12 protein-coding genes are annotated in these 12,276 nt (G+C 50.4%); 2 read left to right on the top strand and 10 right to left on the bottom strand.

All coding sequences use genetic code 11. The features are described from left to right. Positions 1–70 precede the first annotated feature (70 nt). Entirely contained in the window at positions 71–1,261 is a 1,191-nt protein-coding gene (locus tag DW720_RS01470; RefSeq protein ID WP_118749238.1) for a dicarboxylate/amino acid:cation symporter, read from the bottom strand. A 36-nt stretch (positions 1,262–1,297) separates the two neighbouring features. Beyond that, the gene (locus tag DW720_RS01465; RefSeq protein ID WP_118749237.1) at positions 1,298–2,224 is read right to left on the bottom strand and encodes a sugar phosphate nucleotidyltransferase; all 927 of its coding nucleotides are present in this window, start codon (positions 2,222–2,224) and stop codon (positions 1,298–1,300) included. A gap of 287 nt (positions 2,225–2,511) precedes the next feature. Here DW720_RS01465 and DW720_RS01460 point away from each other — a divergent pair, with 287 nt between their 5' ends. Further along, positions 2,512–2,874: a helix-turn-helix transcriptional regulator gene (locus DW720_RS01460; protein ID WP_022360587.1), complete on the top strand. Its 363-nt coding sequence runs from the start codon at positions 2,512–2,514 to the stop codon at positions 2,872–2,874. Positions 2,875–3,047: 173 nt separating this feature from the next. On the opposite strand, the gene DW720_RS01455 is transcribed toward DW720_RS01460, so the two are convergent. The 7 genes from DW720_RS01455 to DW720_RS01425 all read right to left on the bottom strand — a co-directional run bounded on the left by DW720_RS01455 (position 3,048) and on the right by DW720_RS01425 (position 10,008). Beyond that, entirely contained in the window at positions 3,048–4,685 is a 1,638-nt protein-coding gene (locus DW720_RS01455) for an ATP-binding cassette domain-containing protein (protein WP_022360588.1), read from the bottom strand. Positions 4,686–4,827: 142 nt separating this feature from the next. Beyond that, positions 4,828–6,327, bottom strand: a complete 1,500-nt coding sequence (malQ, locus tag DW720_RS01450; RefSeq protein WP_118749180.1) for a 4-alpha-glucanotransferase — start codon at positions 6,325–6,327, stop codon at positions 4,828–4,830. A gap of 14 nt (positions 6,328–6,341) precedes the next feature. Further along, positions 6,342–7,652, bottom strand: coding sequence for a dihydroorotase (locus DW720_RS01445; RefSeq protein ID WP_118749179.1), 1,311 nt, complete (start codon positions 7,650–7,652; stop codon positions 6,342–6,344). Between the two features lie 89 nt (positions 7,653–7,741). Beyond that, positions 7,742–8,119, bottom strand: coding sequence for a VOC family protein (locus tag DW720_RS01440; RefSeq protein WP_118749178.1), 378 nt, complete (start codon positions 8,117–8,119; stop codon positions 7,742–7,744). Continuing rightward, entirely contained in the window at positions 8,116–8,832 is a 717-nt protein-coding gene (locus tag DW720_RS01435; RefSeq protein ID WP_118522228.1) for an MBL fold metallo-hydrolase, read from the bottom strand. The genes DW720_RS01440 and DW720_RS01435 overlap by 4 nt, the downstream gene beginning before the upstream one ends. Before the next feature lie 238 nt (positions 8,833–9,070). Beyond that, positions 9,071–9,460, bottom strand: a complete 390-nt coding sequence (locus DW720_RS01430; RefSeq protein WP_022360593.1) for a thioesterase family protein — start codon at positions 9,458–9,460, stop codon at positions 9,071–9,073. Positions 9,461–9,609: 149 nt separating this feature from the next. Continuing rightward, positions 9,610–10,008 (bottom strand): zinc ribbon domain-containing protein, encoded by a 399-nt coding sequence (locus DW720_RS01425; protein WP_118749177.1) that lies wholly within the window; start codon positions 10,006–10,008, stop codon positions 9,610–9,612. A gap of 463 nt (positions 10,009–10,471) precedes the next feature. Here DW720_RS01425 and DW720_RS01420 point away from each other — a divergent pair, with 463 nt between their 5' ends. Next, the gene (locus tag DW720_RS01420; RefSeq protein WP_118492932.1) at positions 10,472–11,419 is read left to right on the top strand and encodes a DNA glycosylase; all 948 of its coding nucleotides are present in this window, start codon (positions 10,472–10,474) and stop codon (positions 11,417–11,419) included. Here DW720_RS01420 and DW720_RS01415 read toward each other — a convergent pair. Next, positions 11,416–12,273 (bottom strand): EamA family transporter, encoded by an 858-nt coding sequence (locus DW720_RS01415; RefSeq protein ID WP_022359449.1) that lies wholly within the window; start codon positions 12,271–12,273, stop codon positions 11,416–11,418. The genes DW720_RS01420 and DW720_RS01415 overlap by 4 nt on opposite strands. Positions 12,274–12,276: the final 3 nt, after the last annotated feature.

Below are 12,276 nucleotides of genomic sequence, written 5' to 3'. Positions count from 1 at the left end.
TGCGAAGAGCCAGCGGCGCATTCACAGACCTGTTTCGGGGCGGCTGCTGCCTGCCCCACCTCTCTCATTTTTATAAATCTACGTGTAAATCCTGATGTTTAATCCCATGTCTCTCCACATATCCCGTCAGCATCAGGGTCAGCGCACCGTCACCCGTTACGTTGCAGGCAGTACCAAAACTGTCCTGAAGCGCAAAGATCGTCAGCATCAGCGCCGTTCCAGTCGCATCGAAACCGAGGACACCGGTGATCAGTCCCAGGGATGCCATAACCGTACCGCCCGGAACACCCGGTGCACCTACGGCAAATACACCTAAAAGAACACAGAACAGAACCATCGTCATCATATCCGGGAGGGCGCCGTACAAAATCTTGGATACCGTCATGACAAAGAATACCTCGGTCAGAACCGAACCGCACAGATGGATATTCGCAAACAGCGGAATACCGAAATCAACCATATCGTCACGAAGCGGCTCTGCCTTTTTGGCACAGCTGAGCGCCACTGCCAGGGTCGCCGCAGAAGACATCGTACCGACTGCCGTCAGATATGCCGGACCATAATGCTTAATAACGCCTCTCGGGTCACGGCCAGAGTAAATACCAGCCAGTGTATACAGCAGCGCCATCCAGATATAGTGGCCTGCCATAACAATCAGGATAACCGAAATGAAGATCGGAGCCTGTTTTGTGATGGTTCCCTCATATGCCAGGGAACAGAACGTAAATGCGATGTAAATCGGAAGAATCGGAATGACAATCTTCTGTACTATCTCCAGAACGATCTTCTGGAACTCGTCTAAGAGTTTCGTTACCGTCACCGCCTTGGTCCAGGTCGCTGCCAGACCAATCATAACGGAAAATACCAGCGCACTCATGACGCCCATGATCGGCGGAATGTCCAATTTAAAGACAACCTCCGGCAGACTGCGCAGTCCATCGACTGCCGACTGAATCGACATATGCGGAATCAGCGTATATCCGGCTGCCATCGAAAACAGCGCCGCGCCAAGAGACGATGTATACGCCAGAATCAGCGCTACTCCAAGCAATCTGGAGGCATTCTTTCCAAGCTTCGTGATCGACGGGGCAATAAAGCCGATGACGATCAGCGGTACACAGAACGAAATAATCTGCCCAAAAATATAATTCAGCGTCACAACGAGATTCATAAAACTTTCATTTGCTATAAGACCGGCAATAATACCGATCGCTACACCCAGCGCCAGCCGAAACGGCAGGCTTTTCATCAACTTGCTCATACCCATTTTTCCTTCCTAATACCTATCTCTTCATTCTTACTCTTCCCAAAGTTTTTTCGGATACAGACCGCCGTCCTTCATCCCCTGGATCGCGTCTGTCACAATCTTCTTATCTTCCTTGTAGGTCACGCCGTACCAGCGGTCCACGCTCTTTAACACGGTCACCTCGGCTTTCCCCTCTTTCAGAAGTTCATCCACCACAAACGGGAGGAAATACTCACATTTGAGTGGATTTACCGACAGGTTTTTCTCCAAAAATGGAACAAAACGCGCCTTTAACTCCTTTAAGATGCTGGAAGTAAAGCCCCAGAGGTTCATCGATACAAGCGTATCCTCCCCCAGCTGCTCCCAGGTTGCGCCGTCATCCTCGGTATATTCCGCCTGATCGCCGTGCTTCTCGATGCGCGTTCTCTCGTGGATATCCGCCAGATGTCCATCCGCATCCACCGTACAGACGCCGCGCGCCACATGCCCGTTTTCCGTCAATGTGTTGTAGAGATGATAGGCAACCATCGCATACTGATATTTGTCATCATCACCGCAGGATGCCAGACGATCATAGATCGCCTTGAACGCGGATTTTCCATAGTAATCATCCGCGTTGATCACCGCAAACGGTCCGTCGATCACCTCGCTGCAGCAGAGAATCGCATGACCGGTTCCCCACGGTTTGACGCGTCCCTCCGGAACCTCAAATCCATCCGGAAGGCGGTCATTTTCCTGATACACATACTCCACCTGCACATGCTTTTCCATGCGGTTTCCGATATGTTCCTTAAACTCTTTCTCAATCGATTTCTTGATAATAAATACGACCTTTTCGAATCCAGCCTCGACTGCGTCGAAGATCGAAAAATCGATGATCAGATCTCCTTCCCGATCGACCGGATCAATCTGCTTCAAGCCGCCGTACCGGCTGCCCATACCAGCCGCCATGATCACCAGAACTGGCTTCTGACTCATGAAAATTGTCCTCGCTTTCTGTTTCTTATCCACAATCCTGCCCGTTTTCATTCAAAGCAGAATTGCCTATTTCCTTTTATTTTAAACTAATTCGGGCAGACTGTAAACAGTAAAACAAAAACCCAGCTGCCGTTTTATTCCATAGAGCGGATATTCTTTTTTGTTTACATTTTTATAAATGTATTTTTTACTGTTTCTACACCAGTTAATTGTATCTTTTAATTCTGCGCATACTTGTATGATAGATTGTTTTCACAAATATTTGATGTATGTGGGAGGTGCTTTAAATGATTGCTGCTGGTGACCGGCTCCGTGATTTACGGGAGGACAAAGGAAAAACGCAGGCGGAAATTTCCAGTCTGCTGGGTACAACTCAGCAAATCTATTCCCGCTATGAAACAAACCGGACGGATCTGCCTCTTCGGCATCTGATAAAACTGGCGGATTATTACCAGGTCAGCGCCGATTATATTCTCGGTCGAACCTCCTACCCGAAGAATCCGCCCGAAATGGCGAAACCATTTCTTAAAAATGTCACCTATGGAGAGGTCAATGGGCGTATCTCATCATTCCAGACTTCCACGAAAAAGCAGTTGATCGAATACATCAATTACCTGGTTTATCTGGAATCACGCCATAAGAAAGATTGATCACGCCAAAAACGGGACATTGACACCATAGATGTGCAAAAGACAGCTCCAGGCATCGCTCACATGCAGCGTCTGGGGCTGTCTTTTATCTTTCAGACTTTTGTGCTTTCATCTCGGCAATTGAATAACCGAGGATTCTCGCTTATTATCCTAAATCACTTTGATTCCAGCTCTTAGTCGTCCTCTTCCTCACTATCCGTAACAGTAAATACCTGACGTTTTCTCGCCATCTCATCGTTTGCCAGATACTCATCGTAAGTAGTAATCTTATCGATCAGCTTGCCGTTTACGATTTCCATGATACGGTTTGCGGTCGTCTCAACGATCTGGTGGTCACGGGAGGAGAATAACAGCACGCCCGGGAACTTGATCATACCGTTGTTCAGAGCGGTAATGGACTCCATATCCAGATGGTCGGTCGGCTCATCCAGAATCAGGACATTGGAACCGGAGATCATCATCTTAGAAAGCATGCAGCGCACCTTCTCACCACCAGAAAGAACGCGGACCTTCTTCACGCCGTCCTCACCGGCAAACAGCATACGTCCTAAGAATCCGCGGACATAGGTCACATCCTTAACCGGAGAGTACTGGGTCAGCCAGTCTACGATCGTGTCGTCGTTATCGAACTCTTTCGAATTGTCCTTCGGGAAATATGCCTGACTGGTGGTCAGACCCCATTTATAGGATCCCTCATCCGGCTCCATCTCGCCGGAAAGAATCTTGAAGAGAACGGTCTTTGCCTGCTCGTTCGGTCCTACAAATGCTACCTTGTCCTCGCGTCCGAGAATGAAGGAAATATTATCAAGAACCTTCACACCATCGATAGTCTTAGACAGGTTCTCTACGCTTAATACCTCATTACCGATCTCACGTTCCGGACGGAAGTCGATATACGGGTACTTACGGCTGGACGGTTTGATCTCATCTAACTCAATCTTCTCCAGAGCACGTTTTCTGGAGGTTGCCTGCTTAGACTTGGAAGCATTGGCGGAAAATCGCTGGATGAACTCCTGCAGCTCCTTGATCTTCTCTTCCTTCTTCTTGTTGGCTTCCTTCATCTGCTTGATCATCAGCTGGCTGGACTCGTACCAGAAATCGTAGTTTCCGGCATAGAGCTGAATCTTGCCATAGTCGATATCTGCGATCTGGGTGCAGACTTTATTTAAGAAGTAACGGTCATGGGATACCACGATAACCGTATTCTCAAAGTTGATCAAGAACTCCTCGAGCCATGCGATCGCATCGAGATCCAAGTGGTTTGTCGGCTCGTCGAGAAGCAGGATGTCCGGGTTTCCGAACAGTGCCTGCGCCAGAAGAACTTTGACCTTCTGGGCACCGGTCAGATCTGCCATCTGTTTGTAGTGGAGATCCGTCTCGATTCCCAGACCATTTAAAAGGTTCGCCGCGTCGGACTCTGCCTCCCAGCCGTTCATCGTGGCGAACTCGCCCTCCAGCTCGGCAGCCTTGACGCCGTCCTCCTCGGAGAAGTCTTCCTTCATGTAGATGGCTTCCTTCTCTTTCATAATCTCGTAGAGTCTCGCATTTCCCATAATAACGGTATCAAGTACCGGATATGCGTCATATTTAAAGTGATCCTGCTGTAAAAATGAAAGTCTCTGTCCCGGTGTGATGATAACCTCACCATTGGTCGGTTCCAGCTGTCCGGACAGGATTCGTAAAAAGGTAGACTTTCCGGCACCGTTGGCACCGATGAGTCCGTAGCAGTTTCCCTCGATAAATTTAATGCTTACGTCCTCAAATAACGCCTTCTTTCCTACTCGCAGTGTTACATTGCTTGTACTAATCATGGCAATTTCCTTTCATACTGTTCAAATCGTTCATACTCCCCAGGTGCATCTTTGCCCCGGGCGGGTGTAATCCATGTATATTTTACAGGTTTTTCCCGAATTTGCAAGCATTTTACGGGTTTTTATTCCCATCCGCCAAAAACTAAAATCTTCCGAACGTATCCACCAGCCAGGACAAATAATCTGCCCGCTCATCCGTAAACTGCCCCGGAACCAGACGCCAGCGCCAGTTTTCCCCGAGGGTTCCCGGCGTATTCATGCGCGCCCAGTTATCGAGTTTCAACACATCCTGCATCTGGAAAATGGCGACGCTCGCGACTGAACCGTATGCCGCGCGGAACACGCGGTCTACCACCTCACTCTGGTGTGCTGCACCGAGGTAATCGGCAATGTACTGAAGTTCCCACCACTGACGTTTTTCCGGTTTAAAATACCCCGCCAGCGTCTCATTGTCGTGCGTTCCACCGTAGACTACGGAGTTCGGGTCATAGCAGTGCGGCAGATGCTCGTTGAAACGGTCGCCACTGAACGCAAACTCAATGATCTTCATGCCCGGATAGCCCGTCTCTGCCAGCAGATCCTTGACCTCCTGACAGAAGACACCCAGATCCTCCGCGATGATCTTCGTCTCGCCTGCCGCCTCGTCAAGTGCGTCGGTCAGCTTTTTGCCCGGACCTTTCTCCCACTCGCCGTCTTTCGCAGTCACAGCGCCATACGGGATTGCATAATACTGCACCACGCCGATGAAATGGTCGATCCGCACCGCATCGTAGAGCTTCGCGGACGCTTTCATCCGGCTTCGCCACCAGGCAAAATCGGTTTGTTCCATTTTCTCCCAGTCGTAAAGCGGGTTGCCCCAGAGCTGTCCATCCTCTGAAAATGCATCCGGCGGCACACCCGATACCTTGAGCGGCGTCAGATTTTCCTCATCGAGCTGGAACAGCTCCGGGTGGCTCCAGACATCCGCGCTGTCGAGCGCCACGTAAATCGGAATATCGCCGACGATCTGAAGTTCTTTTTCTTTTGCATACTGTTTTAATTTTTTCCACTGTTCAAAAAACTTAAACTGTAAGAACTTCCAGTAATTTATTTCTTCTGCCAGCTCTTCGCGGCATGCCGAAAGCGCCTTCGGACGGCGGAACCGGATGTCCTCGTCCCAGTCCATCCAGCCTTTTCCTTCATATTTACCCTTGACTGCCATGTAGAGCGCATAGTCGTCCAGCCATTCTTCATTTTCTTCCAGAAATGCCTGATATTCCACACTTTCCTTATGGCTGCTCCGCTCATACGCCTTGCGCAGAAGCGGAAAACGGTAATAATACAGCGCGTCATATTTGACCTGATCCTGCTTGTCGCACCACCAGCAGGCGTCTATCTCATCCTGGGTCAGAAGTTTCTCGTCTTTCAGCGTATCCAGATCAATAAAATACGGATTTCCCGCAAATGCAGAGTAGGACTGGTACGGGCTGTCCCCGTAGCAGGTCGGTCCCATCGGAAGCACCTGCCAGTACGTCTGGCGTCCGCGTTTTAACTGATCAATAAACTCATACGCCGCCCGTCCGAACGTACCGATTCCATACGGCGACGGCAGGCTGAAAATCGGCATCAGCACGCCTGCGCCGCGTTTTAACATTGTCTTCATCGCTTCGTTTCCTCCTATTCTGCCCGATATACTGTCTCACCGCTGCAGATGGTATAGTGAACCTTTCCATAGAGCTTCGCTCCCACAAACGGGGAGTTGGACGCCTTGGAATGGAATTTTTCTACGGTATATGGTGTCTGGTCGTCAAAAAGAACCAGATCCGCCGCGCCGCCCTCGCGGATGCGTCCCGCCTCCTTCATCCGGTACAGCTTCGCCGGATTCAGGCACATTTTCTCAAACAGAGTCAGATAATCAATGTGACCAGCTTTTACCAGCCTGGTAACCGCCAATGGCAGGGAGGTTTCCAGCCCGATGATGCCGCTCGGCGCCTCGGTCAGCGGTTTTGCCTTCTCCTCGGCGCTGTGCGGTGCATGATCCGTCGCAATCATATCAATCGTGCCGTCCTTGATTGCCTCAATCAACGCCTCGCGATCCGCGGCACTCCGCAGCGGCGGATTCATTTTCGCCAGTGTTCCGTACTCCAGAACCGCCGTCTCGTCCAGTGTAAAATGATGCGGTGTCACCTCCGCCCAGACATGCGCGCCCAGCTTTTTCGCCAGGCCGACCATCTGCACCGCATTGCGGGAACTGATGTGCTGGATATCCACATCTGCGCCCGTGTGAAGCGCGATCATGCAGTCGCGCGCCACCATCGAATCCTCCGCCAGCGCCGGGGAACCACCGATTCCCAGCTGCTCGGACACCGGACCGCGGTTGATGCCGTTGTTGAAAATAAATGCCGGATCCTCCTCATGGAAGCTGAGCGGCACATTGAGGCGTTTCGCCGTCTCCATCGCCTCTTTGACCAATTTTTCGCTCATCAGCGGGATTCCGTCATCCGTAAATCCGATCGCACCCGCCTCTTTGAGGGCGTCCATATCGGTCAGTTCTTTTCCCTGAAATCCCTTCGAGACTGCCGCGCAGGTTTCCACATGGATTCCCGTTTTCGCGCCCTTTTCCAGAATATACCGGACAATCTCCGGCGTATCGGCAACCGGTTTCGTGTTTGCCATACAGACCACCGTCGTAAAGCCGCCCGCCTTCGCAGCCGCCGCGCCCGTCTCGATGTCCTCCTTGTAGGTCAGACCCGGATCGCGGAAATGCACGTGGACGTCCACCAGTCCCGGCGCGACGATCAGCCCTTCTGCGTCCAGCACCTCGGCATCTGCCGGAATGGACGGTGCGTCAGATGCCCCATCCGATTCTGCTTTTGTATCTTTTTTCACGATTTTCTGGATTTTCCCATTTTCAATCCACAAATCTGCCCTTCCGTCGAATCTGCTCTCCGGATCGATGACTCTGCCGTTTTTAATTATTTTTACCATTCTAACCCCTTTTTAACTCATATGTTAAAACGTAACTGTTCAGTACCTTCACAGTTACGTCAAAACATTTTTTCAGACAAACTCAGCCCTTAACTCCTCTTCGCCGGCACGATCTCCAGCCAGTATCCATCCGGATCGTTAATGAAATAAATACCCATCGCCGGATTTTCAAAACAGATGCATCCCATTTCCTTATGTTTGGCATGTGCCGCCTCCATGTCTCCCGTCTCAAATGCCAGATGGAACTCATTGTCGCCCAGGTTGTAGGAGTCCTTCTCCCAGTCGCGCAGCCAGGTCAGCTCCAGCTGGTAGCCGGTCGTGGCGTCGCCCAGATAAACAAGGATAAAGCTTCCGTCTGCCGCCTCCTTGCGGCGTACCTCCTTAAGTCCCAGTGCTTCCTCATAAAATTTCAGTGACTTGTCCAGATCGATGACATTGAAATTGTTGTGTGCAAATGTAAATTTCATCGGATAAACTCCTCTCCTTCCTTGTGAATCTCTACAATCCGATCCCGCCAGCCTTCACTGGATGGATGTTCGATTAATTTTGGTATAATCGTATAATCTTCCCAGAAATGCATCGGAAAAATCCATTTTGTGTCCGCCTGCTCCATAAAACCGGCAGCGCCCAGATAAAACCACTGCTCCTGCCTCGGATCGACCGGGATAAATGCCAGATCCGCCGTGCGCCCGGAAAGCTTTTTCATCTCCTGTTTATAAGAAGCCGCCATATTCCGGTTCCATGCCATATCTTCGCCTTCCCACCACCAGTTATTTAAGTCACCGGCGTGATAAATCTCCTTTCCTTCGCAGGAGAGCCAGAAGGCGACGCCTTCGTCGGTGGAATGGAACGTCTCGACGATAAGGCTTTCTTCAGAAATATTCAGGCAAAATCTTTCTCCTGCCTTTACCAGCCGTATCCTGTCTTTATATCGTTTACGATATTCCTCCGGTATCTTTTTCCCAATCTCTTTTGAGAGAATATAAAAAACATTTTCCCGTTTCTCTCCCAGCTGAAAGATTACCGGAGCATAATGATCGGCATGGAAATGGCTCGCAAAGATAAAGAGGGGCTTCCCTGCCGGAAACTCCGGGAGAGTTCCCTTAAAATAATCAAACAGAATCACGGCATTTTCAAGCTCAACTGAAAACGAGCTGTGATGAATATATGTGATTTTCAAACGAATTAATTCCCTTCTATAATGAAAAAGAATGTGCCTTGGCACATTCTCGCGCCGAGCGCAGTCGCTTGCGACATGTTTCTGCTTCGCGCGAGTGCGCATCATTGGCACGTTAGTGCCTTTTTGTGTAATAGGAAATTTCAAGGAATTTCCTATTACACGAAACAACAGCCAGCCAAAAGTATCCCGCATACGATACTCGCAGCGCTTTCAGCCGGCTGTGCTCTCTTCGCAACCTTTAGTTTTCTTTCTTGCTCTGTGCTTTTGCTAAGAATTTCTCATTTTTGATGATGAAACGCTCATGTGTGCCGCCGCCGATGGAACCTTTCGCGTCAAATGCCTCTACCTTAAATACGAGACGTCTGCCGTCTACTTCTACCAGCTCACTCTCGCACCAAACCTGCATGCCGACCGGGGTCGCTGCATTATGGGCAATTTCCAGCTTTGTACCAACGGTTCCCTCACCGTCGTTTAAGTACGGAGCCACGCTCATCCACGCGGTTTTCTCCATCAGTGCAACCATCGCCGGAGTTGCAAACACCGGTAACAGACCGCTTCCCACTGCTGCTGCGGAATTTTCATCCGTAACCATAACTTCCTGTCTTCCCTTGATACCAGCTTCTAACATATTGTCTGCCTCTCTTTCTTTTTTGCGCCAAAATCTGCGCTGTATCAAATTTGTTACTGTTCACGCATACGTGTACAGTAACTCAGATTTCTGTAACCGTCCCGTGCTTCCACAGCCGCCATCACTCTTTTCGTCTGTATTTCCCCGCCTTACAGCGGTTTGCCGCACTTTGGACAGTACGAAAAATCCTCCTCCGTCTCAAATCCACAGGACGGACAGACCTTATGACGGTGTGATGCATCACTTCCCGTCCACGGATTTCCATTTCCATCCTGCCGAAGTGTCAGATCGCTTTCCGTGATCTCGACCTCCTCGCCCCGAAGCAGCCTCTTTCCCACCTCCGGATCCAGCTCATAGACCGCACCGCAGCACGACATTTTTACGAAAAAGCGCCGGTTCCATTTAAAAATCGGGATAAAAAAGAAACTAAAATACATATAGGTCATGTACACCTGATACCGCCCATAAGCGCCGCAGCGCCCGCAGATCACTGTTTTCAGGTACTCCAGCGGCTTCACGCCGGAACTGATGCCACCGATAAAAAACATCCGTCTCCCCTCCTGCCATAGAACAAAGCATGTGCTCTGGCACATTCTCGCGCCGAGCGCGGTCGCTTGCGACATGATTCCTCTTCGCGCGAGTGCGCACATATATACATCATACCTAAGTAGCGCGTCTTTCGCAAGATTTTTTTACGCTCTGATGCAATTCCTTTGTTACTGTTCACAGGTAGGCACTTTTGGAACCGAAAGTGCCGTAAGAAAACGTGGTGGCAGCAGGAATTTGCCGTATTTAAATGCGAAGCCACGGCAAATTCCGTTACTGGGCACGTATGCGTGAACAGTAACATTCCTTTCTGATAAAAGGTAACCGTTTGCAGGCAAAGGTCTTCTATGCTATGATACGTCTCATAAGAATTACATGATTTGATACTTTATGATTCAAGGTTTTATAACTTGATATTCCATTGATATAAGCAAAAAATATTTTAAAAAAAGAGGATGCCCTGCCATGAACACACATACAACAAACCTGCCTGCAATCGAAACACACACTTTCCCCAACTCCCACATCATCTCCTGCCTGAACCTGAACCTCGCCCAGATAGCCGCCTCCGGTCAATGTTTCCGTATGCTTCCGGTTCCGGAAAAACCGGGGATCTGGTCACTCATCAGCGGGACGCACTATCTGGAAATTTCCGGGACGCCGGACGGTTTCTTCTTCGACTGCCCGGACGAAGCGCTTCCTTTCTGGAAACAATACTTCGATCTCGGCACCGATTACGGCTCTTTCATCGCCTCCATCCGCGCAGACGATGCCTACCTCGCGGCGGCGGCAGACGCCGGTTCCGGCATCCGGATTCTCCGTCAGGATCTCTGGGAAATGATGATCACCTTCCTGATCTCCCAGCAGAAAACCATCCCAAAGATCCGCGAAGCCGTCGAAGCTCTGGCAAAAAAATACGGTGCGAAGAGAACCGCCGCCCTGTCCGACGGTTCCATCCGCACCTACTATTCTTTTCCCTCGCCCGAAGAACTGGCATCTGCCAGCCTGGACGACCTATTAACCTTAAAACTCGGCTACCGCGCCAAATACATCCACCGCCTCATCCAGGATGTCCTCGCCGGAACCGTATCCTTAGAATCCCTCGCAGCCCTGCCGCCGGACGAAGCCATGACCGCACTTACCAGCCTCTATGGCATCGGTCCCAAGGTCGCCAACTGCGTCTGCCTCTTCGGACTCCACCACATCGACGCCTTCCCCGTCGATACCTGGATTGAACAGATCCTGACCAAAGAATACCTTCCCAAACACCCCATCCGCTACCGCCGCCTTCCAAAAAGCCGCCTGTACACTACTATTATCCAGGATTTTTTTGGAAGCTATAAAGGATACGCAGGGGTAATGCAGCAGTATATCTTTTATTATGAGCGCAGCATCCGAAACGGAAAATTCTAAAGATTCAGCAGCGCCAACGCCACCAAAATAATCCCGCATCCCCCAATCTGTCTCCGGCTGATTGGATCCCCGAGCACCAGCACGCTCACAAAGCTGACCACCAGGATCGTGCCGACACTAAAGCTCGGATACACGATAAACGCCGGCAGTCTCGACACACTCGCCAGCAGCAGCGAGGTTGAAAAATAGTTTGGAAATCCGACTGCCACACCACTCAAAAAGTCCATCTTTCCAATCTTGCGGCGGGTTCTCTGTTGCTCGAGAAATGCCAGAACCACAGTCAGAACCAGTGCGGTCAGGAACGTATAGAACAGAAACAGCGCATCAAACCGTCTCTCGCCGATCCTCTCCGTTACCTTGGACATCCCGTCTGCCATACCGCTGACGACAAATAAAACGAGCAGAAGTCCCGCCGAACCCATCCTCCGTCTGCGTCCGCAGCCGCGGTCCCCCTCGCTGTTGATGACCCAGATCGCCACAATAACCAGCACGATCCCCACCAGCTGGAACAGCGTTGGGATCTCACCTAAAAACAGGATACTCGCCGTGACCGGAATCACGATACCAAGCTTCGCAAATGCCGACGACAGAACTGCCCCATTTTCACGGATGCATTTCTGCATCAGAACCAGATTTCCTGTAAACAAAAATCCATTCACGATTCCCGTAAGAACCGCCGTCCGGCTGCCTGCCGCAAAGATATTTTTATCTGGAAGCAGAACAAACGCCACCACCAGGCAGGTCACATAATTTCCAACCAAAATCCCATATCGGTTATCGCTGAACGTCTCACTGATCCGCAGCGCCAGCGCCAGGGACGCGCTGAAAAGAATCGCAAAAATCAGATAAATCATATC

Source organism: Clostridium sp. AM27-28 (assembly GCF_003480955.1).
Taxonomy (GTDB): Bacteria; Bacillota; Clostridia; order Lachnospirales; family Lachnospiraceae; genus Otoolea; species Otoolea fessa.
Note: the sequence above shows the minus strand (reverse complement) of the source record. Positions and strands in the feature narration are given on the sequence as shown.

What these genes read in the sequence shown, in the direction of transcription:
- DW720_RS01460 (WP_022360587.1), top strand. Translation starts at nt 2,512, where the DNA reads ATGATTGCTGCTGGTGACCGGCTCCGTGATTTACGGGAGGACAAAGGA.
- DW720_RS01445 (WP_118749179.1), bottom strand. Translation starts at nt 7,652, where the DNA reads ATGGTAAAAATAATTAAAAACGGCAGAGTCATCGATCCGGAGAGCAGA.
- DW720_RS01455 (WP_022360588.1), bottom strand. Translation starts at nt 4,685, where the DNA reads ATGATTAGTACAAGCAATGTAACACTGCGAGTAGGAAAGAAGGCGTTA.
- DW720_RS01420 (WP_118492932.1), top strand. Translation starts at nt 10,472, where the DNA reads ATGAACACACATACAACAAACCTGCCTGCAATCGAAACACACACTTTC.
- DW720_RS01425 (WP_118749177.1), bottom strand. Translation starts at nt 10,008, where the DNA reads ATGTTTTTTATCGGTGGCATCAGTTCCGGCGTGAAGCCGCTGGAGTAC.
- DW720_RS01415 (WP_022359449.1), bottom strand. Translation starts at nt 12,273, where the DNA reads ATGATTTATCTGATTTTTGCGATTCTTTTCAGCGCGTCCCTGGCGCTG.
- DW720_RS01470 (WP_118749238.1), bottom strand. Translation starts at nt 1,261, where the DNA reads ATGAGCAAGTTGATGAAAAGCCTGCCGTTTCGGCTGGCGCTGGGTGTA.
- DW720_RS01430 (WP_022360593.1), bottom strand. Translation starts at nt 9,460, where the DNA reads ATGTTAGAAGCTGGTATCAAGGGAAGACAGGAAGTTATGGTTACGGAT.
- malQ (WP_118749180.1), bottom strand. Translation starts at nt 6,327, where the DNA reads ATGAAGACAATGTTAAAACGCGGCGCAGGCGTGCTGATGCCGATTTTC.
- DW720_RS01465 (WP_118749237.1), bottom strand. Translation starts at nt 2,224, where the DNA reads ATGAGTCAGAAGCCAGTTCTGGTGATCATGGCGGCTGGTATGGGCAGC.
- DW720_RS01440 (WP_118749178.1), bottom strand. Translation starts at nt 8,119, where the DNA reads ATGAAATTTACATTTGCACACAACAATTTCAATGTCATCGATCTGGAC.